20 protein-coding genes and 1 riboswitch are annotated in these 22,181 nt (G+C 55.6%); of the genes, 11 read left to right on the forward strand and 9 right to left on the reverse strand.

Going from position 1 to position 22,181, the window contains the following annotated elements; translation table 11 throughout:
• Positions 1-85 precede the first annotated feature (85 nt).
• The 5 genes from ubiA to malK form a co-directional block, all read right to left on the reverse strand.
• Positions 86-955 carry a 4-hydroxybenzoate octaprenyltransferase gene (ubiA, locus tag JLG71_RS25905; protein WP_004097768.1) on the reverse strand — a complete coding sequence of 290 codons (870 nt, stop codon included), beginning with the start codon at positions 953-955 and terminating at the stop codon, positions 86-88.
• 12 nt (positions 956-967) lie between these two features.
• Positions 968-1,465 carry a chorismate lyase gene (gene ubiC, locus JLG71_RS25910; RefSeq protein WP_014227537.1) on the reverse strand — a complete coding sequence of 166 codons (498 nt, stop codon included), beginning with the start codon at positions 1,463-1,465 and terminating at the stop codon, positions 968-970.
• A gap of 188 nt (positions 1,466-1,653) precedes the next feature.
• Positions 1,654-2,571 carry a maltose operon protein MalM gene (gene malM / locus JLG71_RS25915; RefSeq protein WP_014837132.1) on the reverse strand — a complete coding sequence of 306 codons (918 nt, stop codon included), beginning with the start codon at positions 2,569-2,571 and terminating at the stop codon, positions 1,654-1,656.
• Positions 2,572-2,682: 111 nt separating this feature from the next.
• Positions 2,683-3,972: a maltoporin gene (locus JLG71_RS25920; protein ID WP_014227535.1), complete on the reverse strand. Its 1,290-nt coding sequence runs from the start codon at positions 3,970-3,972 to the stop codon at positions 2,683-2,685.
• Positions 3,973-4,143: 171 nt separating this feature from the next.
• Positions 4,144-5,253, reverse strand: a complete 1,110-nt coding sequence (gene malK, locus JLG71_RS25925; protein WP_004097762.1) for a maltose/maltodextrin ABC transporter ATP-binding protein MalK — start codon at positions 5,251-5,253, stop codon at positions 4,144-4,146.
• A 370-nt stretch (positions 5,254-5,623) separates the two neighbouring features.
• Here malK and malE point away from each other — a divergent pair, with 370 nt between their 5' ends.
• From malE to malG, 3 genes are all read left to right on the forward strand, one after another.
• Positions 5,624-6,814 (forward strand): maltose/maltodextrin ABC transporter substrate-binding protein MalE, encoded by a 1,191-nt coding sequence (malE, locus tag JLG71_RS25930; protein WP_014227534.1) that lies wholly within the window; start codon positions 5,624-5,626, stop codon positions 6,812-6,814.
• Between the two features lie 186 nt (positions 6,815-7,000).
• A complete protein-coding gene (malF, locus tag JLG71_RS25935; protein ID WP_200913893.1) occupies positions 7,001-8,545 on the forward strand; it encodes a maltose ABC transporter permease MalF in 1,545 nt (514 codons plus the stop codon).
• A 14-nt stretch (positions 8,546-8,559) separates the two neighbouring features.
• On the forward strand, positions 8,560-9,450 hold the full coding sequence (malG, locus tag JLG71_RS25940; RefSeq protein WP_004097756.1) for a maltose ABC transporter permease MalG: 891 nt from the start codon (positions 8,560-8,562) through the stop codon (positions 9,448-9,450).
• Between the two features lie 189 nt (positions 9,451-9,639).
• Here the strand turns inward: malG and psiE are convergent, their stop codons facing one another.
• A complete protein-coding gene (psiE, locus tag JLG71_RS25945; protein WP_004097754.1) occupies positions 9,640-10,050 on the reverse strand; it encodes a phosphate-starvation-inducible protein PsiE in 411 nt (136 codons plus the stop codon).
• Positions 10,051-10,427: 377 nt separating this feature from the next.
• On the opposite strand from psiE, the gene JLG71_RS25950 reads away from it, so the two are divergent.
• The 6 genes from JLG71_RS25950 (at position 10,428) to JLG71_RS25975 (ending at position 14,311) form a co-directional block, all read left to right on the forward strand.
• Complete coding sequence (locus JLG71_RS25950) at positions 10,428-11,705, forward strand: L-cysteine desulfidase family protein (RefSeq protein ID WP_025107706.1); 1,278 nt, start codon at positions 10,428-10,430, stop codon at positions 11,703-11,705.
• Between the two features lie 67 nt (positions 11,706-11,772).
• Complete coding sequence (locus JLG71_RS25955; protein WP_004097750.1) at positions 11,773-12,510, forward strand: AzlC family ABC transporter permease; 738 nt, start codon at positions 11,773-11,775, stop codon at positions 12,508-12,510.
• A complete protein-coding gene (locus JLG71_RS25960) occupies positions 12,503-12,823 on the forward strand; it encodes an AzlD domain-containing protein (protein WP_004097748.1) in 321 nt (106 codons plus the stop codon). The genes JLG71_RS25955 and JLG71_RS25960 overlap by 8 nt, the downstream gene beginning before the upstream one ends.
• 25 nt (positions 12,824-12,848) lie before the next feature.
• Positions 12,849-13,226, forward strand: coding sequence for a Rid family detoxifying hydrolase (locus tag JLG71_RS25965; RefSeq protein ID WP_004097745.1), 378 nt, complete (start codon positions 12,849-12,851; stop codon positions 13,224-13,226).
• Between the two features lie 111 nt (positions 13,227-13,337).
• Positions 13,338-13,847 (forward strand): GNAT family N-acetyltransferase, encoded by a 510-nt coding sequence (locus JLG71_RS25970; RefSeq protein WP_014227531.1) that lies wholly within the window; start codon positions 13,338-13,340, stop codon positions 13,845-13,847.
• Positions 13,848-13,855: 8 nt separating this feature from the next.
• Complete coding sequence (locus JLG71_RS25975) at positions 13,856-14,311, forward strand: acyltransferase (RefSeq protein ID WP_004097740.1); 456 nt, start codon at positions 13,856-13,858, stop codon at positions 14,309-14,311.
• A gap of 45 nt (positions 14,312-14,356) precedes the next feature.
• On the opposite strand, the gene pgi is transcribed toward JLG71_RS25975, so the two are convergent.
• Entirely contained in the window at positions 14,357-16,006 is a 1,650-nt protein-coding gene (gene pgi, locus JLG71_RS25980) for a glucose-6-phosphate isomerase (RefSeq protein WP_004097737.1), read from the reverse strand.
• Positions 16,007-16,358: 352 nt separating this feature from the next.
• Positions 16,359-16,592: riboswitch (Lysine riboswitch) on the forward strand.
• Positions 16,593-16,772: 180 nt separating this feature from the next.
• Between pgi and lysC the strand changes: the two genes are divergently transcribed.
• Positions 16,773-18,122 (forward strand): lysine-sensitive aspartokinase 3, encoded by a 1,350-nt coding sequence (lysC, locus tag JLG71_RS25985; RefSeq protein ID WP_004097732.1) that lies wholly within the window; start codon positions 16,773-16,775, stop codon positions 18,120-18,122.
• A 39-nt stretch (positions 18,123-18,161) separates the two neighbouring features.
• On the opposite strand, the gene JLG71_RS25990 is transcribed toward lysC, so the two are convergent.
• Together JLG71_RS25990 and JLG71_RS25995 are read right to left on the reverse strand one after the other, a co-directional pair.
• Complete coding sequence (locus JLG71_RS25990; RefSeq protein ID WP_182158382.1) at positions 18,162-18,950, reverse strand: nucleotidyltransferase domain-containing protein; 789 nt, start codon at positions 18,948-18,950, stop codon at positions 18,162-18,164.
• A gap of 5 nt (positions 18,951-18,955) precedes the next feature.
• Positions 18,956-20,083, reverse strand: coding sequence for a slipin family protein (locus tag JLG71_RS25995; RefSeq protein ID WP_014227527.1), 1,128 nt, complete (start codon positions 20,081-20,083; stop codon positions 18,956-18,958).
• A gap of 445 nt (positions 20,084-20,528) precedes the next feature.
• On the opposite strand from JLG71_RS25995, the gene rtcR reads away from it, so the two are divergent.
• Entirely contained in the window at positions 20,529-22,109 is a 1,581-nt protein-coding gene (gene rtcR, locus JLG71_RS26000; RefSeq protein ID WP_200913894.1) for an RNA repair transcriptional activator RtcR, read from the forward strand.
• The last annotated feature ends 72 nt before the right edge of the window (positions 22,110-22,181 follow it).

Below are 22,181 nucleotides of genomic sequence, written 5' to 3' on the forward strand. Positions count from 1 at the left end.
GTCCCGGCCTGCGCCGGGCTACCGGACCCTGCGGTTTTGTAGCCCGGCTAAGGCGTTTACGCCGCAAGCCGGGAAACCCACAGCGCTACTGCATATATCCCATCGCCAGGCCGAGAAACAGCACCAGCCCCACGTAGTTATTGTTCATAAACGCCTTAAAGCAGGCATCGCGTTCGCGTTTAAATATCAGCTTCTGCTGCCAGGCAAACAGCGCCGCAGCGATAAACAACGACCAGTAATACTCCCAGCCCAGCCCGCTCAGCCAGCCTACCGCGGCCATCAGACCCAGTACCGCCACCTGCAAAATACCGATGATTAAGCGATCGTTGTCGCCAAAGAGAATCGCCGTCGATTTGATACCGATTTTGACGTCATCATCACGATCGACCATCGCATACTGGGTATCGTAGGCCACCGCCCACAGGATATTGGCGAGGAACATCAGCCAGCAGCTCAGCGGCAGCGATTCGCTGACCGCCGAAAAGGCCATCGGGATCGACCAGCCGAACGCCGCGCCCAGCACGACCTGAGGCAGGTGGGTATAGCGCTTCATAAACGGATATACCCATGCCAGCGCCAGCGCCGCTACCGACAGCAGAATGGTCATGGTGTTCAGGGTCAACACCAGCAGAAACGAAAGCAGCACCAGCACGACAAACAGCGTCCGCGCCTCCTTTTCGCTAACGTCGCCGCTCGGCAACGGGCGGCGGGCCGTCCGTTTGACGTGGCCGTCAAACTTGCGATCGGCATAGTCGTTGACCACGCAGCCTGCGGCGCGCATCAGCCAGACGCCGGCGACAAAAACGGCGAGGATCCATAGCGGCGGTATCCCCGGCGTCGCCACCCACAGCGCCCATAGCGTCGGCCACAGCAGCAGCAGCGCGCCAATCGGTTTGTCAGTACGCATCAGGCGGTGAAACGCCAGCAGCTTGTTCTGCGTCAGACTCCACTCCATTTCATTTTCCTCTTAATACAACGGCGATGCAGGCAAAAACAGTTCCGTCAGCAGCAGCGGTTTGCCGCTCAACCGGAGGCGGGAACGACGCCCCCACAGCTCTGCATGACGACCAATTTCAATAAAATCACGGGTTAGCGTCGATGACGTGAAGAGATAGCGGCCCAACGGCGTTTGCCCCAGCTGTTGCAGCGCCAGTTCGGGGCCGCTCAGCGTTGATTCGGGCACTATCGTGCGCCCGGCCAGCCAGGGTTCACCGTTGGCGCAAAGAATGATTTCCCGCAGCCAGTAGCGGGGTTCGCTCGGTAACAGGGGCGCCTCACCGGCCAGCGCGTCGCGTCCAACAAAACCTTCGTTAACCATGATGACGCTGACTTTCTTCCCCTGCTGCTCAAAGCGTTTGGTCATTGAGTCTTCCAGCAATAGCCAGTCGCGCAGATGCGCATCCAGCGGGGGCATAGCGGCAAAATAATGCAGCGCACGCAGTTGCGTAAGCGCAGGATGTGGCATGCCTGAATCTCCGGTACATAACGTAAAGGTATTGTATCGCAGAATGGGGCATCGGGGGCGGGCAAACGTCAATATACGATCATCCGCGCAACAGCCGTGCAACAGAGGCTGCGGCGCGCTAAAAAAAAGTGCGCCCTGACGGACGCACCTAAAGGCTGTGCCTAAACATCAGCATTGCGGGGAGACGGTCACCCCTTGCCTTTTACACTGCTGATAAAGGTGGAACGAGCAGATTTCGAGCCAAGACGTTCAGCTTCGTTCATCAATTTCAGGGCCTTATCGATATCGCCTTTCGCAACCGCCTGCTTAATGCCGTTGTTGAAATAGGTTTCGGTGTCATCAAGCATCGGTTCGCTTTTCGCCGCCGGAGCCGGGGCCGGCGCGACAACCGGCGCTGCGGTATTGCCGACGGTCACCGGGCCATTGCCGGAAGAGCCAAACAGCGGACCAACCAGCACGCTGGAGCCGCTATTGGTTTTGACTTTTAGCTTCAGCACGCCATCGGTGGTGTGGCGGGCAATCGGGTCTGGAATATCCGGCACGGCATTGCCCGCGCCTTTAGCGTAAGCTTTCGCCGGATCAAGCAGAGTCGTGGTTTGTTGTAAATCTTTTTCCGTCGTAAAGACCAGCACGTAAAGCTTCTGCTGCCCCAGCGCCGGGGTCAGGCGCATGACGCCTTCAAGCCGATCCGCGGTCATTACGCCGGGCTGCTGATAGGTAAAATAGCTGCTGGGGAAGAACGCGGATGGCGTCATATTCTGATCGAGAATCAGCACGTTCGGCGCAAAAATCTGTTTTTGCTTATTCACTTCGCTCGTGAGCGTCAGGGTCAGTTCGCCAATATTCGCCGGAACGCTCCAGGCCGCAACCGGGCCGGAGATGCCGGCAACATCCAGGCGCTGGCCGCCCGTGAGTAAATCAACGGTCTGCGTTTTAGATTGATCGACTGGCGTCCAGACGAGCTGCTGCAGGGCAGCGCCGGGGATGGCGGGCGCTGCGCTGGTGTTTTGCGGGACAAAGTTGACGTCGGCAAGGCTCATTCCCGGCGCGCATGCCAACATTCCTGCGGATAAACACAGGGCGACGAGAGTTTTCTTCATTTTCATTGTTCTCACCTCGGATAGCGTAGGTTTAGCGGTGGCCAGGCAATAGCGCGCTAATCCTGAAGAATCAGGAGGGGCAGAGCCCCTCCGTGTCACTACATGATTACGGCGGTGTTACCACCAAACTTCCATCTGCGCACCGAAGGTCACTTCGCTATCGTTACCGCGGCTGGAGGTGTAAACCCCGTTACCGCTGCCGTCTTTAGTCTGCAGACCGGAGGTGTTGCTGTAGCCCCAGTTCTCATCCCATTTTGCGTAGGTCGCGAAAATACGGATTGCCGGGCGAGACCAGACGCTGTTACCCGCCTGCCATTGCTGGGCCAGGGTAATTTTGTACTGGTTGTTGTTTTCGCTGGTGCGCTGAGATTTCACGTTGTCGTAACCGACTTCCAGCTGGGTGCTCATGATCGGCGTCCATTTGTACATCGGACGAACACCGACGGTGTACCAGGTAGAACCGTTGTTGCTGTCCAGGTCCACGTCCTGGTACATCGCAACGTACATCAGGCCCCAGTCATCGTTGAAGTCCATCGCGCCGTGATCCAGAACGCGGATCATGCTGCCGTTGTTATCGATGCTGGTTCCCTGGGAGTGACCGCTGTTCCAGGAGGTCATCGAGTCGGTCGCATACTGAACAACAAACTTGTTGAAGCCGCCCCAGATAGACTGAGTATGTTCACCGGTGAACATCCAGCCGTCTTTTGATGCGCCATCAACCAGACGGTAATCGTCCTGCGGGTTAGCGCGGCCATAATCCACGCCTAACTCCAGTACGCCGCCCGGGTTGATTTCCATACCGGCCAGACGCACGTCAAAGACGTCGTTTGCGGTTTTAGCAGCAAATTTCTTGGTGTCATCGCTGGAGAAAGTGTAAGAACCGCCGCTTTCTGAGTTACGCGTGGCCGCCAGAGAGAGTTTACCGAAGCCGAGGTCAACGTTTTCCAGACCCGCACCCGGGCCGGAGATATCCCAGTAGTAGAAGTCGATCATGTGAACGTCATGACGCTGGTAGAAGCGCTTACCGGCCCACAGGGTAGAACCCGGCAACCAGTCAATCAGGTTTTTACCCTGGATGTTAGCTTCACGAAACGCCGGAGAGGTACTTTCCCAGTCATCTTCCTGATTTACGGAATAAGCGACGTTAGTATCGAAATAAAAACTCTTATCACCTTCTTTCCACAACTCCTGGCCCAGCTTCAGTTCCGCATAGGTTTCACATTCGTTGCCAAGACGGTATTTGCTTTGAGCACCCGTGGCTTTGAAGCACTGTTGCTCACCGCCGCTGCCGGTCCAGCCGATACCAGAACGAGCGTAGCCGTGGAAATCAACGGCCAGCGCCTGAGCAGACATAACGCCTGCCGCAACGGCGACCGCCAGTGGAAGTTTGCGCAGAGTAATCATCATTCTATCTCCTGAGATCATTGCTTTTCTTTGAACACTTCACCCTTCGGGCTGCCTCTTTGTTGGCTGCGCTCACTCACCCTGGTCACGTACTTTTGTACGCTCCCAGGGATTCATTCCCTTGCCGCCTCGATGCAGCGCGAATGGTTTTGTGTTTTTTTTTAGTTAGAAGCCTTACACGCCCGGCTCTTTATGCAGCCGACGACAAGCGGTGCCATCCTCACGGAATAAATGGCAGCGCTCCGGCGGCAAACCGATGGCGAATGTGGCTCCCTCTTCTACCAGCACCACGTCGTTCTGGCGGTAAACCAGGTTTTGACGGATGGATGGGATCTGGATATGAATTTGCGTTTCGTGGCCGAGCTGTTCGACCACCTGAACTTCACCTTCAAGGGTGACGTCGGCGATATCGCTGGGCAGCAGATGTTCCGGGCGAATCCCTAAGGACATGTTGGCGCCGACCTGAACGCGGGCGCTGTCCACCGGCAGCCAGACCTGCTGACGGTTTGGCAGCTCCACCTGCACCTGCTCAATGGCGGTAGCGGTGACTTTCACCGGCAGGAAGTTCATCTTCGGCGAGCCAATAAAGCCCGCGACGAAACGATCCGCCGGGTAGTGATAGAGTTCGAGAGGCTTCCCGACCTGCGCGACGCGACCGGCGTCCAGCACCACAATCTTGTCGGCCAGGGTCATCGCTTCGACCTGGTCGTGGGTCACGTAAATCATCGTGCGGCCAAGACGCTTATGCAGACGGGAAATCTCAATGCGCATCTGCACGCGCAGCGCGGCATCGAGGTTAGAGAGCGGTTCATCCAGCAGGAACACGCGCGGTTCAGCCACCAGGGTACGGCCAATCGCCACGCGCTGACGCTGACCGCCGGAAAGCGCTTTCGGTTTGCGCTCCAGCAGATGGGCCAGCTGAAGAACCTCCGCCACCTGAGTCACGCGCTGGTTAATCAGCTCTTTTTTGGCGCCGGCCAGCTTCAGGCCAAAAGACATGTTTTCCGCGACGGAAAGGTGGGGGTAAAGCGCATAAGACTGAAACACCATCCCGATACCGCGCTCGGCGGGCGGGACATCATTCATTCGGGTATCGCCAATCAGCAGATCGCCGCTGGTCACCGTTTCCAGCCCGGCAATCATACGCAGCAGGGTGGATTTGCCGCAGCCTGATGGCCCAACAAACACGACGAACTCCCCATCCTGGATCTCGAGATTGATATCTTTCGATACCACTACGTCACCCCAGGCTTTCGTTACATTTCGCAGCTGTACGCTCGCCATGCCCTTCTCCCTTCGTTACAACCTGTCACTTAACGACACATTCAAGATGGGCTGACTATGCGGCATTCATAAATAGGGTAAATCCTCCACCCCCCGGCTTTTTTATGGGGGAGGAGGCGGGAGGATGAGAGATTGCGTCTCGCCGCCGGGGGGGACGGACGGACGTCGATTTCGTGATGTAGCCTGCAAAATTGGCCGCCTTTTTATGTGCTCCAGGACTCATAACCGGCATTTCTGCAATGGAGATCACACTATCGGGGGATGGGGCGTAGACATGGGGAGGATGGAAAGAGGTTGTTAAAAAAGGAAACTCATCACCGTTAAGCCACTCAAGTGTATCCACGAGCACATCACCAAATAGGACGGGTATATGAAAATCAAAACTGGCGCTCGCATCCTCGCGCTGTCTGCATTGACCACGATGATGTTTTCCGCCTCTGCCCTCGCAAAAATCGAAGAAGGTAAGCTGGTTATCTGGATTAACGGCGACAAAGGCTACAACGGCCTCGCTGAAGTGGGTAAAAAGTTTGAAAAAGACACCGGCATTAAAGTCTCCGTAGAGCATCCGGATAAGCTGGAAGAGAAATTCCCGCAGGTTGCCGCGACCGGCGACGGCCCTGACATCATCTTCTGGGCTCACGACCGTTTTGGCGGCTACGCGCAGTCCGGCCTGCTGGCGGAAATCACCCCGGATAAAGCGTTCCAGGACAAACTCTATCCGTTCACCTGGGATGCGGTTCGCTATAACGGCAAGCTGATTGCCTACCCGGTTGCCGTTGAAGCGCTGTCGCTGATCTATAACAAAGACCTGGTGCCAAACCCGCCGAAAACCTGGGAAGAGATCCCGGCGCTGGATAAAGAACTGAAAGCGAAAGGTAAGAGCGCGCTGATGTTCAACCTGCAAGAACCGTACTTCACCTGGCCGCTGATCGCCGCCGACGGCGGTTATGCGTTCAAGTTTGAAAACGGCAAGTACGACGTGAAAGACGTAGGCGTGGATAGCGCTGGCGCGAAAGCGGGCCTGACCTTCCTGGTCGACCTTATCAAGAACAAGCATATGAACGCCGACACCGACTACTCCATCGCGGAAGCGGCATTCAACAAAGGCGAAACCGCGATGACCATCAACGGTCCGTGGGCGTGGTCTAACATCGATAAGAGCAAGGTTAACTACGGCGTTACCCTGCTGCCGACCTTCAAAGGCAACCCTTCTAAACCGTTCGTTGGCGTACTGAGCGCCGGTATTAACGCCGCCAGCCCGAACAAAGAACTGGCGAAAGAGTTCCTCGAAAACTACCTGATGACCGATCAGGGTCTGGATGAAGTGAACAAGGACAAACCGCTGGGCGCGGTCGCGCTGAAATCCTTCCAGGAAAAACTGGAAAAAGATCCGCGTATCGCCGCCACCATGGCTAACGCCCAGAAAGGTGAAATCATGCCGAATATTCCGCAGATGTCCGCCTTCTGGTATGCCGTTCGTACCGCAGTGATCAACGCCGCTAGCGGTCGCCAGACCGTCGATGCGGCGCTGAAAGACGCACAGGCTCGTATCACCAAGTAATACGGTTTCCCTTATTTCTTAGGGAATAAGGTTTGTTGAATACGTTGTTACGCGAAATCATTCGCGCTACATCGAGGCGGCAAGGATGCAAATCCCCAGGCGCTTACATCAGTAAGTGACTGGGGTACGCATCCGCAGCCAACAAAGAGGTAGCGCGAAGGATAAAGTGTAAAGAGGATGATCCCCATGGATGTCGTGAAAAAGAAGCACTGGTGGCAAAGCCCGCAGCTCACATGGTCTGTGATCGGCTTGCTGTGCCTGCTGGTGGGTTACCTTGTTGTTTTGATGTACGCCCAGGGGGAGTACCTGTTTGCCATCATGACGCTGATTTTGAGCTCGGTTGGCCTGTATATTTTTTCCAATCGCAAGGCCTACGCCTGGCGCTATGTTTATCCGGGTCTCGCCGGGATGGGGCTGTTCGTCCTGTTCCCGCTGATCTGCACTATCGCTATCGCTTTTACCAACTACAGCAGCACTAACCAGCTGACCTTCGAACGCGCCCAACAGGTGCTGATGGACCGCTCCTTCCAGGCAGGGAAATCCTACAACTTCGCGCTTTATCCGGCGGGAGATGAGTGGAAGCTGGCGCTGACCGACGGCGAAAGCGGCAAAAACTATCTTTCCGACGCCTTTAAATTCGGCGGCGAACAGAAGCTGGCCTTAAAAGAGGCAGACGCCCTGCCGGAAGGCGAGCGCGCCACGCTGCGCGTGATTACGCAAAACCGTACCGCCCTGAACCAGCTGACCGCCGTGTTGCCGGATGAAAGCAAAGTCATTATGAGCTCCCTGCGTCAGTTCTCCGGTACTCAGCCGCTGTACGCGCTGGCCAGTGACGGCACGCTGACCAACAACCAGAGCGGCGTGAAATACCGTCCGAACGCCGAGGTCGGTTTCTATCAGTCGATGAACGCCGACGGTAGCTGGGGCAGCGAAAAGCTCAGCCCGGGCTACACCGTGACCATCGGCTGGGATAACTTCACTCGCGTGTTCCAGGATGAAGGCATTCAGAAACCGTTCTTCGCGATTTTCGTCTGGACGGTGGTGTTCTCCGTTCTGACCGTGATTCTCACCGTTGCGGTCGGCATGGTGCTCGCCTGTCTCGTCCAGTGGGAAGCCCTGAAAGGTAAAGCGATTTACCGCGTACTGCTGATTCTGCCTTACGCCGTACCGTCGTTTATCTCGATTCTGATTTTCAAAGGGTTGTTCAACCAGAGCTTTGGTGAGATCAACATGATGCTCAGCGCGCTGTTCGGCATCAAGCCGGCCTGGTTTAGCGACCCGACCACCGCGCGAACCATGATTATCATCGTCAACACCTGGCTGGGCTATCCGTACATGATGATCCTGTGCATGGGCTTGCTGAAAGCGATTCCTGACGATTTATATGAAGCCTCGGCAATGGATGGTGCTACGCCGTTCCAGAACTTCTTCAAAATTACGCTGCCGCTGCTGATCAAGCCGCTGACGCCGCTGATGATCGCCAGCTTCGCCTTTAACTTTAACAACTTCGTGCTGATTCAGCTGTTGACCAACGGCGGGCCGGACCGGCTCGGTACCACCACGCCGGCGGGCTACACCGACCTGCTGGTGAGCTATACCTACCGTATCGCCTTTGAAGGCGGCGGCGGTCAGGACTTCGGCCTTGCGGCGGCTATCGCCACGCTGATCTTCCTGCTGGTAGGCGCCCTGGCGATTGTTAACCTGAAAGCCACACGTATGAAGTTTGATTAAGGGAGATAACGATTATGGCTATGGTTCAACCCAAATCTCAGAAGCTGCGCCTGTTCACGACGCACCTCCTGCTGCTGATTTTTATCGCGGCGATTATGTTCCCGCTGCTGATGGTCATCGCTATCTCTCTGCGCGAAGGGAACTTCGCCACCGGTAGCCTGATCCCCGAAAGTATCTCCTGGGAGCACTGGCGGCTGGCGCTCGGCTTCAGCGTCGAACACGCTGATGGTCGCGTCACGCCGCCCCCCTTCCCGGTGCTGCTGTGGCTGTGGAACTCCATCAAGGTGGCAGGCATTACCGCCATTGGCATCGTCGCGCTTTCTACCACCTGCGCTTACGCTTTTGCCCGCATGCGCTTCCCGGGTAAAGCAACGCTGCTGAAAGGGATGCTGATTTTCCAGATGTTCCCCGCGGTGCTGTCGCTGGTCGCGCTGTACGCCCTGTTTGACCGTCTCGGCCAGTACGTGCCGTTCGTCGGCCTGAATACCCACGGCGGCGTCATCTTCGCCTATATGGGCGGTATCGCGCTGCACGTCTGGACAATCAAAGGTTACTTCGAAACCATCGACGGCTCGCTGGAAGAAGCGGCGGCGCTGGACGGTGCGACCCCATGGCAGGCTTTCCGCCTCGTGCTGCTCCCGCTGTCGGTACCGATTCTGGCGGTGGTGTTTATTCTGTCGTTCATCGCGGCGATCACCGAAGTGCCGGTGGCCTCCCTGCTGCTGCGCGATGTGAACAGCTATACCCTTGCGGTCGGAATGCAACAGTATCTCAACCCGCAGAACTATCTGTGGGGCGACTTTGCCGCCGCGGCGGTGCTTTCCGCCATTCCGATTACCGTGGTGTTCCTGCTGGCCCAGCGCTGGTTGGTTAACGGCCTGACGGCTGGCGGAGTGAAAGGTTAATTTTTTGTAACACCCGCCCCAAATTTCAGATGAGGGCCGACGGTTTAGCGGTAATGCGCGACCCCAACCGGGTATTACCGCCGTCGCCCTCAGTTGAAAAAGTAAGGCAAATGCCACTGCTATCCTCAACTGGACCCTACATAAATTCTATTTGTGACTGTTGGTCAGCGGCCCTGGAGGCCGCTTTTTTTATTCGCGCTTCAGACGGTTGGAGTTACACAGCCAGAGCGTTATCACCAGAATCAGGATCGCCGCGGAGTAAATCAGCACCGCCATAGGCGACTCATGATCGATAATGATCAGGCGGACGATTGCGGTGATGCCGATATAGACAAAGTAGCGCAGCGGGAAGTGAAATCCCGACTCAAAGTACTTCACTATCAGCGCGATAAACTCGAAATAGAGGAAGTAGACCACCAGCCCTTCCACCAGCTTGTACTTGCTGACAGGCTCCGGGGTGAACAGGACGTGCGCCAGATGCAGCGTCTCCTTTCCCAGAAATACGATCAGAATGACCCCCAGGCACAGCAGGCCAAGATTCAAAACGGTTTGCATTGCGGTTGCAATAAAACTCACCAACGGACGATAAACCGGCGGCATAGGTACACCTCATCATCATGATTTCCTGTGACCTGTATAACGCAAAAATGTGATCCAGATCTACATTTGTGAGTCCCTTCTTTCCACTGCTTGCCTTTCTCATCTCCGATGAAATACGTAAAAAGAGAAATTTTTACTTTCGGCAACGCTGTGAGGTAGTTAACTAAATCCCTTTTTATGTTCAAAAAACAGAATATAAATACCCGTCAAATCAGTTAATTAACCATAATAAGATCACAATTTTACAATATTGTAATAAGCGAATATTTTTCTCTTTCAGGCATAAATTACGCCCGCATTAGAGTAAGTTTTTCCTTAGAAATTGACTTAGCATACTCGCAGATTAATAAACCCTCGTTAGCGGAACGATATAAAACATGACTACTGAACACTCATCCCTGTTTATAAACTGGCTAAAAAAAGAAGTGGCTCCGGCATTAGGCTGTACGGAACCCGTTGCTATTTCTTTTACCGCCGCTTACGCTGCGAAACATTTAGATACGGCTTGTCAAAACATTAGCGGTTTTATTTCTGCGAACCTGTACAAGAATGCGATGGGCGTAACTATTCCGGGCACTTCCGTCAGCGGGGTGGCGCTCGCAGCCGCAATTGGCGCATTTGGTGGCGATGCGGATAAAGGTTTAAAAACGCTGGAGGGAATTACCGAACGGCATGTTGAATTAGCCCAGATGTTAATTGCCGATGGCCAGGTCAATATTAGCGTGAAAGATACTCCTGACTTTATTCATCTGGATCTGACGCTAACGGGTGGCGAAAAGAGCTGCCGCGTGGTGGTCAAGGGCACGCATACCAATATCGTTGAGCTGTATATTAATGGCGAAGCGCAGGTGCTGGCGGACAAACAGAGTACGGTAACGCAGCAGGAAACATTAGCAACCTTCTCGCTTGCGGAAGCCTTTAATTTTATTAACGAGGTCGAATTCGCCGACATCGCATTTATTCTCGAAGCCGCCCGGCTCAATTCGGCGCTGGCGGAGGAAGGTAAAAGCAAAAAATACGGCTTGAACATCAACGGCACCTTCTCTGATGCGGTAAAAAATGGCCTGCTCAGCAACGACCTGCTGAGTAAAGTCATCATCAATACCGTCGCCGCATCCGACGCGCGAATGGGCGGAGCCCCCGTCGTCGCGATGTCTAACTTTGGTTCCGGTAACCAGGGTATCGCCGCCACCATGCCGGTAGTGACGGTCGCGGAGCATCTTAACGCTGATGAAGAGACCCTCGCGCGGGCGCTGGCGCTCTCCCACCTGACCGCCATATCGATCCACTCCCGCTATACGCGTCTGTCCGCGCTATGCGCGGCGTCCACGGCAGCGATGGGCGCCGCGGCAGGCATGGCGTGGTTATTTACCCGTGACCTGCAAACAATTAATACCGCTATTATTAATATGATCAGCGATATTACCGGCATGATTTGCGATGGCGCCTCTAATAGCTGCGCAATGAAAGTATCGTCCGTGGTTTCCAGCGCCTTTAAGGCCGTACTGATGGCGATGCAAAATAGCTGCGCAGGCTCTAATGACGGCATTGTTTGCGCTGACGTTGAGCAGACTATTAATAATCTCTGCCGTCTGGTAATTAAGCCTATGGCCTATACCGATAAAGAAATCATCAACATTATGGTAGCAAAGTAATCATTAATTAGCGTTTTAATGTACCTTACACAAATAATTAATCTCCTGAATACAACAGGTATTGTTTATGAACAAAAAAGTGATTCTACGGGGTATGAGCGCCATACTTCCCCTGTGCATCGGCGACTTTCCGTTTTCATTTATTGTCGGCGCGCTAAGCGTTAGCGCCGGGATGAGTATCTGGCAAAGTACGGCATGGTCGACGATTGTCATCGCCGGTTCGGCACAAATGCTGGCGTTAAATATGCTAAAAACCGGAGCGAGCCTTGGGGTGATTATATTCACCACGCTGATTATTAATCTTCGCCATGTGCTTTATAGCGCCTCTATTTCCAGTACGGTACGCGAAGCCTCCTTCTTTAAAAAATGCTTTATGGCGTATGCCCTGACCGATGAAGTGTACGCCACGACGGTGAAAGAGATGGAGGAGAATAAAAAAGATAAATATCTTTTCTATTTTTCAGCAATGCTGACGTTTTGGTTCGCCTGGGTGCTGGCCGATTTCCTTGGCGCTCTGGTTGGCGCCTCTTTTCCGCACATTGAAAAATATGGTCTGGACTTCGCGATGGTCGCCGCATTTATCGCCATCGTGGTCCCACAAATCAAAAGCCAGGCCTGCACCGTCGCCGCCGTTGTTGCTGCCGTATCCGGGGTACTTTTGGTCGTACTGCCCTACTCGTTAGGTATCGTCGTCGCGTCCGTACTGGGCGTAATGGCGGGCCTGAGCGTCGATCTCGCCGAAGAGCGTAAACAGGCGCAGGCCGCTGACAAACTCTCTCTCGAAGGAGCGCTGGAAAATGAGTAATAGCTTTTTTATCGCCCTGACGCTGGGCATGGCCGCCGTGACCTTTCTTATTCGCTTCTCGTTCATTGGCCTCGCCGGGAAGATTCAGATGTCGAGCCGGGTCAGCAAAACGCTGCGTTTTGTGCCGGTGACCGTGCTGCCGGCCATCATCACGATTCAGATCCTGAGCGTGAACTCCAGCATGGAGTTCGATTTGAAAAACCCGAAGGTGATCGCCGCGATTATCTGCACGCTCGCCAGCTTCCGCCTGGGCCTGGTCTGGGTCGTCGTCAGCGGCGTCGGTTCACTGGTTTTGCTCAACTATTTCATGTAATCACCTATCAGAAGGAATCAACAGAATGATAATTACCACCGCCGCTGCGCCTGCCGCCATTGGCCCGTATGTTCAGGGAGTAAATCTGGGTACCATGACGATGACCTCAGGGCAGCTCCCGGTCAATCCGCAGGACGGCACCATGTCTGACGACATCGCTCAGCAGACGCGACAGTCGCTGGACAACGTTAAGGCTATCGTTGAAGCGGCGGGTTTGCAGGTGAAAAACATCGTTAAGACGATGGTCTTCGTCAAGGATCTGAATGACTTCGCCACCATCAACGCGGTGTATGAAGCGTTCTTCACCGAACACAACGCGGCCTTTCCGGCCCGTTCCTGCGTCGAAGTCGCCAGACTGCCTAAAGATGCGGGCATTGAGATCGAAGCCATCGCCGTCGCCTGATCCCCGGCCGGAGGCCATCCTCCGGCCACTTCTTATCCCCCCCACTTTTGAGGTTTACCCGCAGCGAACTTTACGGGCAAAATATCGCCACTTCTTTGCGAGGAACGCAGAATGCTAAAGATTCGTCTTGCACGTCCGGAAGATGCGGCTTTACTCAACCAGATGGCCAATGCCAGCTATCGCCACCACTTTGCCCACCTCTGGCACAACGCCGATGAAATGGAGCACTACCTGCAGCAAGAGTATTCCATGGCCGCGCTGGCGCACAGCCTGGCCGATCCGCAGTGCTGCTGGTTGATTGCTGAGGCAGAGGAGCCAATTGGCTTTGCTAAATATGCCTGCCGCCAGGACATCAACCCCGAAGGCCCAACGGGTACGCTATTGCATAAACTCTATCTATTACCTGACGCTACCGGGCATCGCTACGGCGAGCAGATTTTTCGCGCCGTCGAGAAGCGAGCGAAAGAGACCGGTGAAAGCTGGCTATGGCTGGAAGTGCTCGCCGCGAATACCGGTGCCCGCCGTTTTTATGAACGTCAGGGGATGCAGCACGTAAAGGATGTGGCATTTCATTCTGCAACCCAGGAAAGCACACTCCATATTCTGGCTAAACCAATCTGAGAGGCAGCATGCATACCCTTCGTGAAACCGCCATTCGCAACGTCGCCAGCGGCGAAAACGTGGTGATTTACCAGCCCGCCAACCTTTACGACTGCACGCTTGGCGATAACGTCTTCGTCGGGCCATTTGTGGAGATTCAGGGCCATACCCGTATCGGCAACGACAGCAAAATTCAGTCCCACACCTTTATCTGCGAGTACGTGACCATCGGCGAGCGCTGTTTTATCGGCCACGGCGTAATGTTCGCTAACGATATGTTCCGCGAGGGAAAACCCAACGCCGACCGCGAGAGCTGGGGAAGAATTGTGATTGGCAACGATGTGTCTATCGGCAGCGGCGCAACCATTCTGGCGGTCAGCATCTGCGATGGAGTCGTGATTGGCGCGGGCAGCGTGGTGACCAAATCCATTACGGAGAAAGGCGTGTGGGCCGGGAACCCGGCAAAGCTGCTGCGGCGGCTATAACAAAAATGCCGGCCACATGGGCCGGCATTGCGAACGTTTTAGCGATTATGCGCGCCAGGATTTATAGCGGTTAATCAGACCGTTAGTGGAGCTGTCGTGGCTGCTCACTTCGGAACCATCTTTCAGCTCCGGCAGGATGCGGTTAGCCAGCTGTTTGCCCAGCTCAACGCCCCACTGGTCGAAGGTGAAGATATTCATAATCACGCCCTGGGTGAAGATTTTGTGCTCATACAGGGCAATCAGCGCGCCCAGGCTGAACGGCGTAATTTCACGCAGCAGGATGGAGTTGGTGGGGCGGTTGCCTTCAAACACTTTGAACGGCACCACGTGTTCCAGGGTCGCCGGATCTTTACCCTGATCGCGATATTCCTGCTCAACCACTTCGCGGGATTTACCAAACGCCAGCGCTTCGGTCTGCGCAAAGAAGTTGGACAGCAGCTTCGGATGGTGATCGGACAGCGGGTTATGCGTAATCGCCGGCGCGATAAAGTCGCAAGGCACCATTTTGGTCCCCTGGTGAATCAGCTGGTAGAACGCGTGCTGACCGTTGGTACCCGGCTCGCCCCAGATGATTGGGCCCGTCTGGTAATCCACGGCGTTGCCGTTACGGTCAACGTATTTACCGTTGGATTCCATGTTGCCCTGCTGGAAGTAGGCGGCAAAACGGTGCATATACTGGTCGTACGGCAGAATCGCTTCGGTTTCAGCGCCGAAGAAGTTGTTGTACCAGATACCGATCAGCGCCAGCAGCACCGGCAGGTTTTTCTCAGCCGGCGTGGTGGAGAAGTGTTTGTCCATCGCGTGCGCGCCGGAGAGCAGCTCAACAAAGTTGTCGAAGCCGACGGACAGGATGATGGACAGGCCGATGGCTGACCACAGAGAGTAACGGCCGCCAACCCAGTCCCAGAACTCAAACATATTGGCGGTATCAATACCGAACTCGCCAACCGCTTTACCGTTGGTCGAGAGCGCGGCGAAGTGTTTCGCGACGTGCTTCTCATCGCCGGCGGTCGCCAGGAACCAGTCGCGCGCGCTGTGGGCATTGGTCATGGTTTCCTGAGTAGTAAAGGTTTTCGACGCGACCAGGAACAGGGTAGTTTCCGGGTTCACCGTTTTCAGCACTTCGGCAATGTGGGTACCATCGACGTTAGAAACAAAATGCATATTCAGGTGATTTTTGTACGGGCGCAGCGCTTCGGTCACCATGAACGGGCCGAGGTCGGAGCCGCCGATACCGATGTTGACGACGTCGGTAATCGCTTTACCGGTGTAGCCTTTCCAGCTGCCGGAGATAATGGCTTCGGAGAAGGTTTTCATCTTCTCAAGCACGGCGTTCACTTCCGGCATCACGTCTTTGCCATCAACCAGAATCGGAGTATTGCTGCGGTTACGCAGCGCAACGTGCAGCACCGCGCGGTCTTCCGTGCGGTTAATCTTCTCGCCGGAGAACATGGATTTAATGGCGTCTGCCAGGAAGGTCTCTTTGGCCAGGTCCTGCAGTTTTGCCAGCGTCTCTTCGGTGATGCGGTTTTTGGAAAAATCCACCAGCATCAGATCGTCGAACGTGGCGGAGAATTTAGAGAAACGATCGCTATCCTTCGCGAACAGATCCGCGATGGTAACGTCTTTCATTTCATCAAAGTGTTTCTGTAATGCCTGCCAGGCAGAGGTCTGCGTTGGGTTGATGTTTTTCATTAGCAATACTCTTCTGATTTGAGAATTGTGACTGCGGTCGATTGTAGCGCCGGTGACGAAAAATTGTGATGATTTTTGTGTTATGCCGATGATACGCGTCAGGATTAGAGCCAATTTGGCGCAAATCGCCCCTCATAGTATAGACATCATAAGGCTTTTTTCTGTCAGCGACTCGCGCATGAAAAATCCGCATAACCCTGACGTTGACATACTTCGCCTGAAGCCTTTATATAACGGCAGTACCTACATATACGTAGGTAGGTATGGATCGCGCATTTCACGCTACAGCGAAAGGGTATTGCAGGGGGGTATAATGTCCCGCGTCCCCCTGGCAAAGTGAAAGACGTCGGTAATTGCCAGAAGAGGTGCGTTGCCCAGGTAACCGTATTGGAGGAGCCAGTCCGGGGAAAATACGTGAGGGGGAGCAACGCCGAGGTGAATAAGCGTCTGGTTACGCTCATCACCGGCCACAGGGGCTGAATCCCCTGGGTTGTCACCAGAAACGTTCGCAGTCGGGCGTTTCATACTCGCCGTCTGATGCACAGCATCGGCAAGCGGGTCTACAAGGTGGAGCACTTCTGGGTGACATCGTAGTTTGTTTATCGCTCTGCGCCCACCCTGTTTTTCGCTCTTCCCTTGTGCCATGGCTGAATAATTTGGCCTGGCTTATTAAGACATTTTATTGCAATCCGGTTGCGTCCAGCCCCGCCAGGATTGGTTTTCTGGAATCGTTTTAATAAGTCAGGCCCCCTGACACGAGGTTGTTATGACAGACTTAGTTGTAGCCAAGTTCGGCGGCACCAGCGTTGCCGATTTTGATGCCATGAACCGCAGCGTGGACGTCGCGCTGCTGGACGCCAATACCCGCGTGGTGGTGCTTTCCGCCTCAGCGGGGGTGACCAACCTGCTGGTCGCCTTAGCGGAAGGGCTGGAACCCGGCGAACGTTTCGCGAAGCTCGATGCCATGCGTCAAATCCAGTTCAATATTCTGGAGCGTTTGCGCTATCCCAACGTTATTCGCGATGAAATTGAGCGCCTGCTGGAAAACATCACCACCCTGGCGGAAGCCGCCTCCCTGGCCAGTTCAACCGCGTTAACCGACGAACTGGTCAGCCACGGCGAACTGATGTCTACTCTGCTGTTTGTCGAGATCCTGCGCGAGCGCGGTATCGCCGCCCAGTGGTTCGACGTGCGCAAAATTATGCGCACCAACGACCGCTTTGGCCGCGCGGAACCGGATATTGCCGCCTTATCCGAATTAACCCAGCAGCTGCTGGCCCCGCGTCTTGCGGAAGGCGTGGTGATCACCCAGGGCTTTATTGGCAGCGAAGCCAAAGGCCGCACCACCACGCTTGGCCGCGGCGGCAGCGACTATACCGCCGCGCTACTCGGCGAAGCGCTAAACGCCACCCGCGTCGACATCTGGACCGATGTTCCGGGTATCTATACCACCGACCCGCGCGTCGCCCCGGCGGCCAAACGCATTGACGTTATCGCTTTTGAAGAAGCGGCGGAAATGGCGACCTTTGGCGCGAAGGTCCTGCATCCGGCTACCCTGCTCCCCGCCGTGCGCAGCGATATTCCGGTATTCGTCGGCTCCAGCAAAGAGCCGAAAGCCGGCGGCACGCTGGTGTGCAAAAACACCGAAAACCCGCCGCTGTTCCGCGCGCTGGCGCTGCGCCGCAAGCAGACGCTGCTAACCCTGCACAGCCTGAATATGCTGCACTCACGCGGTTTTCTGGCCGAGGTATTCAGTATTCTGGCCCGCCACAGTATCTCCGTCGATCTGATCACCACGTCGGAAGTGAGCGTGGCGCTGACCATGGATACCACCGGTTCGACGTCGGCTGGCGATACCCTGCTCACCCAGGGACTGTTGACCGAACTTTCCTCTCTGTGCCGCGTTGAGGTCGAGCAGGATCTGGCGCTGGTCGCCATCATTGGTAATGAACTGTCGAAGGCGTGCGGCGTCGGTAAAGAGGTGTTTGGCGTACTGGACCCGTTTAATATTCGTATGATTTGCTACGGCGCATCCAGCCATAACCTGTGCTTCCTGGTCCCGGGTGCGGATGCCGAAAAAGTGGTGCAGAAGCTGCATCATAATCTGTTCGAGTAATAGCGAATAAAATGGCCCGCCATTTCTGCCGGGCCATTTTTAGTTTCCCATCACCGTGGTCATCAGCAATCTGTCCAACTCCCTGACATCACCGCTCCGGCTCTCAGGCAGCGCTGGCGGGATTGCGCCTCTGAGCAGCTCGGACTGAATAAACGCATGCAGCAGCGGTCGACGTGGGCCGTTTTCCGCCTCTCCTGCGCGCTGTTTACGTTCCAGCAGCTCGTCTATTTCCGCACGTAGACCCGCTTCCAGCTCGCTTCCTGCCAGCAGTTCATCAAAGCGCATCGGCGGCACGCCTTTTCCCGCTTCAACCCAGCGGACGGCCAGCAGCGGGCGCAGTACGTAAAAGTACTTTTTCAGCCGCACCCGTTCGCCTTGCAGATAGCCGCGATAATTTTTACGGGCCATCGAATAGTAATGCCAGCGGGCGCGAACCGGAGAAAACCAATGCGGTATCACTTTCTTCAGCGCCTGAACCGTTGCGTCATCCTGCTGATACACCACCGGTGAATCCAGCCATTCGATCAGCGTCGGGTTCGCCCCTTTCAGCAGACCCAGCGCCTTGCGCCACTCCCAGCCGCAGACGTCCAGCTCATCGTCGATGGGCAGCTCAATAACATCGCGCGGGGGATCCACCCGCAGGTACCACTCCAGCGGGTGAACGTAGAGAAACCGCACATCATAATCGCTGTCCGGCGAAGCAAAGCCCCAGCCCCGGCTGCCGGATTCGCAGGCGTAGAGCACTCTGACGCCGTAGCGCTGCTCCACGTCTTTTAACTGCCGCCGCACCTTATGGCGCATGGCGGCGCTTACAGCGTGATACGTCATTTTCATTATCCTTTTAGATTCACCAGGCCATGCAGCACCTGGTCCAGGCCGCCAAAGACCGAGATTTTATCGATACGCTCCGCCACTCTTTCCAGCGTTTCCAGCTCTTTTAAGCGCAGCGCGACCGGGTTATTCTCCATCACCTTCGCGGTGTTGAGCAGCGAGCGCGTCGCCGCGGTCTCTTCACGCCGGCGGATCACGTTCGCCTGCGCCGATTTCTCCGCCTCCACCAGCTGCGACAAAATGGCTTTCATGTCGCCGGGCAGCACAATATCCTTCACGCCCAGCGACGCGACGTCGATACCAAATGCCGCCATGCGCTCGGTGACCTGCGCGCTCACGACCTCATCAATGATTTTCTTATCTTCCAGCAGCTCATCCAGCGTTCGCGTTCCGACGGCTTCACGCAGCGCAAACTGCAGCTCGCGATACAGATGGTCCAGCGGCTTCGTCAGCTGTCCAAACGCCTGCAGTACATCGCTGTAGCGCCAGTTCGCCGCCAGATTTAAACGCAGGTTCACTTTATCTTTGGTCAGAATCTCCTGGCCGCCAACCTCCAGCACCTGCAGGCGGGTATCGACCACTTCCGCTTCCACCAGATGATTGACCTTCCAGTACGCGCTCAGGCCAGGCTGCAGCAGCGATTGTGTCTCGCCGTCGATTTTCAGCACCCCGACGTGCCACGCCGGCACCGATACGGTGAGGATCGCTTCGCGGCCTTTTACCGCCCCGTGACGTCGCGGCTGCAGCACCGCATTCATGATGTCAGCCGGAACCGCAACCTGCCGGGTATCGATACGTAGCAGCTGAATTTCATCACCGGCGGACCAGTACAGTCGGCGCGTCGAAGGCGGTAAAATTTCCTGCAGCACACCGTTGGCATACAGCGCCCCGGCCTCGACATCCGTCAAATCCGCCGCCAGGCAGTAGCGTTCAATCCATTCCGGCTGAAAGCGTCGTAAATACTCCGCCAGCGCCTCCGGCACTTCGCTGCCGTCCCGGTTAACGATCAGCACTTCGGGGACGTTGAACCACGGCAGGCGATGCTCGCCCGCTTCCAGAACCTGATAGTAGTCACCCTGACGGGATAAAAGGCCAAGCTGACCTTTACGTATCGTGATTTTCTTCGTCATTTTTTGTTCCTTAGCAAAATCAGGCGCGGGTGCAGGGGCGAAGCCGCAGGGGAACTCCCTTTTGCCTGCGGCACGGCGCCTTTACCGGCGGCCTGCTGTGGGGCGTGCTGACTGCGCATCACCCCGCGTTATTTCTATGATTAACGACCAGTTTTCATTGGAGATGAAATCGGGAATCGAACCCATTGGTGGTCATCGGCTGACGGAACGCGCCCGAAAAACGGCCTGTACCGTTCCTGGCGTGCCGGCGAGGTTTAACCCCCTGCGTTTTCAGCGTCGTGACGGAAGGGATATTGCCAGTTGCGTGCCAACAATAAAAAATGCGAGAGTTATTTTTCAATCAATTGATTAATAACGCTTTTGTTTTTAATTCAAACGGTAACGCTTGCCGCCGGCAGCAGGTTTTTTTATCTTTAAATATCGAAACTTATCTTTTGGGATAAACATGAAAAAGCGGCGAGTGGTCATTGGCGTCCTCGGAACGGTGCTGGACAAACGCGGCAAGCGGGCGAATCGCTTTAAAAAATGGCGGCCTACCGTTGGGCTATGCCAGCAGGCCGATTTTCCTGTCGACAGGCTGGAGCTTCTCCACCAGCCGCGTGATGAAAATATGGCGCAAAAGCTGATTGACGATGTCGCCCAGCTTTCGCCGCATACCGAAGTGCGCCCGCATACGATTGAGATAAACGATCCGTGGGATTTTGAAGAGGTCTACGCGGCGTTTCTCGACTTCGCCAACCGCTATCGCTTTGATACCGAAAACGAAGAGTATCTGGTGCATATCACCACCGGGACCCACGTGGCGCAGATCTGCTGGTTCCTGCTGACCGAAGCGCGCTATCTCCCCGCCAGCCTGCTGCAGACCAGCCCTGCGCCGAAAGGCGCAGCGGATGACGCCGTCGCCGCCGGTATTTACTCGGTGATCGATCTGGACTTAAGCCGCTACGCCACGCTCACCAGCCGCTTTCAGCGCGAGCAGCAGCAGTCCGTCTCCTTCCTGAAGGCGGGTATCGAGACGCGTAATGCGACGTTCAACGCGCTTATCGATCGTATTGAGCGCGTGGCGATCCGATCGACCGATCCGATCCTGCTGACCGGCCCAACGGGCGCCGGGAAGTCCGTCCTCGCCAAACGTATTTTTCAGCTTCGTCAGTCGCGCCATCGGGTGGCGGGAAAATTCATGGCGGTAAACTGCGCCACGCTGCGCGGTGATAACGCCATGTCCACGCTGTTTGGACATGTCAAAGGCGCGTTTACCGGCGCGGTTACGCCTCGCGCCGGGCTATTACGCGAAGCCGACGGCGGCGTGCTGTTTCTCGATGAAATCGCCGAGCTGGGGCTGGATGAGCAGGCTATGCTGCTGAAGGCCATCGAAGAAAAAACCTTTTTCCCGTTTGGCTCGGATAAAGAGGTGCACAGCGACTTCCAGCTAATCGCCGGCACGCATCGCGATATGCAGCAGTGGGTGGCGGAGGGGCGCTTTCGCGAAGATCTTTATGCGCGTATCAATATGTGGCGCTTTGCCCTCCCCGGCCTGGCGCAGCGGCGGGAAGATATTGCGCCGAACGTGGAGTATGAATTACGGCGACTGGCCAACGAGCGGCAGACGCAGATCCGCTTCGATAAAGACGCCCGCGAACGCTATCTGGCCTTTGCCTGCTCGCCGCAGGCGCAATGGCGCGGCAATTTCCGCGAGCTAGGCTCCTCCGTGACGCGTATGGCGACCCTGGCCGAGCAGGGGCGCATTACGCTGGCCGTTGCGGAAGAGGAGATAATGCTGCTGAAAGAGAGCTGGCAGCTCACGACATCTTCTCCTGATATTGCGCTGGAAATCGATCTGTTCGATCGCCGCCAGCTGGAAACGGTGCTGGAGGTCTGCCAACGCAGCGCTTCGCTCTCCGAAGCCGGACGCGAGCTGTTCGCCGTCTCCCGGCAAAAAAAGGCCAACCCTAACGATGCCGACCGCTTGCGCAAATATTTAGCGCGCTTCGGACTCAGCTGGGAGCTTATCCGCAGCGGAACATGAGCATAATTTGTTTGAATAATATGTCTTAGCACGATAAACAATAGCGATGGCCGGGCTCGATCCCGGCCGGTC

It is taken from the genome of Klebsiella michiganensis, from assembly GCF_015139575.1.
GTDB lineage: Bacteria > Pseudomonadota > Gammaproteobacteria > Enterobacterales > Enterobacteriaceae > Klebsiella > Klebsiella michiganensis.

Coding starts and splice junctions, on each gene's coding strand:
- ubiA (WP_004097768.1), bottom strand. CDS start 955: ATGGAGTGGAGTCTGACGCAGAACAAGCTGCTGGCGTTTCACCGCCTG.
- ubiC (WP_014227537.1), bottom strand. CDS start 1,465: ATGCCACATCCTGCGCTTACGCAACTGCGTGCGCTGCATTATTTTGCC.
- malM (WP_014837132.1), bottom strand. CDS start 2,571: ATGAAAATGAAGAAAACTCTCGTCGCCCTGTGTTTATCCGCAGGAATG.
- JLG71_RS25920 (WP_014227535.1), bottom strand. CDS start 3,972: ATGATGATTACTCTGCGCAAACTTCCACTGGCGGTCGCCGTTGCGGCA.
- malK (WP_004097762.1), bottom strand. CDS start 5,253: ATGGCGAGCGTACAGCTGCGAAATGTAACGAAAGCCTGGGGTGACGTA.
- malE (WP_014227534.1), top strand. CDS start 5,624: ATGAAAATCAAAACTGGCGCTCGCATCCTCGCGCTGTCTGCATTGACC.
- malF (WP_200913893.1), top strand. CDS start 7,001: ATGGATGTCGTGAAAAAGAAGCACTGGTGGCAAAGCCCGCAGCTCACA.
- malG (WP_004097756.1), top strand. CDS start 8,560: ATGGCTATGGTTCAACCCAAATCTCAGAAGCTGCGCCTGTTCACGACG.
- psiE (WP_004097754.1), bottom strand. CDS start 10,050: ATGCCGCCGGTTTATCGTCCGTTGGTGAGTTTTATTGCAACCGCAATG.
- JLG71_RS25950 (WP_025107706.1), top strand. CDS start 10,428: ATGACTACTGAACACTCATCCCTGTTTATAAACTGGCTAAAAAAAGAA.
- JLG71_RS25955 (WP_004097750.1), top strand. CDS start 11,773: ATGAACAAAAAAGTGATTCTACGGGGTATGAGCGCCATACTTCCCCTG.
- JLG71_RS25960 (WP_004097748.1), top strand. CDS start 12,503: ATGAGTAATAGCTTTTTTATCGCCCTGACGCTGGGCATGGCCGCCGTG.
- JLG71_RS25965 (WP_004097745.1), top strand. CDS start 12,849: ATGATAATTACCACCGCCGCTGCGCCTGCCGCCATTGGCCCGTATGTT.
- JLG71_RS25970 (WP_014227531.1), top strand. CDS start 13,338: ATGCTAAAGATTCGTCTTGCACGTCCGGAAGATGCGGCTTTACTCAAC.
- JLG71_RS25975 (WP_004097740.1), top strand. CDS start 13,856: ATGCATACCCTTCGTGAAACCGCCATTCGCAACGTCGCCAGCGGCGAA.
- pgi (WP_004097737.1), bottom strand. CDS start 16,006: ATGAAAAACATCAACCCAACGCAGACCTCTGCCTGGCAGGCATTACAG.
- lysC (WP_004097732.1), top strand. CDS start 16,773: ATGACAGACTTAGTTGTAGCCAAGTTCGGCGGCACCAGCGTTGCCGAT.
- JLG71_RS25990 (WP_182158382.1), bottom strand. CDS start 18,950: ATGACGTATCACGCTGTAAGCGCCGCCATGCGCCATAAGGTGCGGCGG.
- JLG71_RS25995 (WP_014227527.1), bottom strand. CDS start 20,083: ATGACGAAGAAAATCACGATACGTAAAGGTCAGCTTGGCCTTTTATCC.
- rtcR (WP_200913894.1), top strand. CDS start 20,529: ATGAAAAAGCGGCGAGTGGTCATTGGCGTCCTCGGAACGGTGCTGGAC.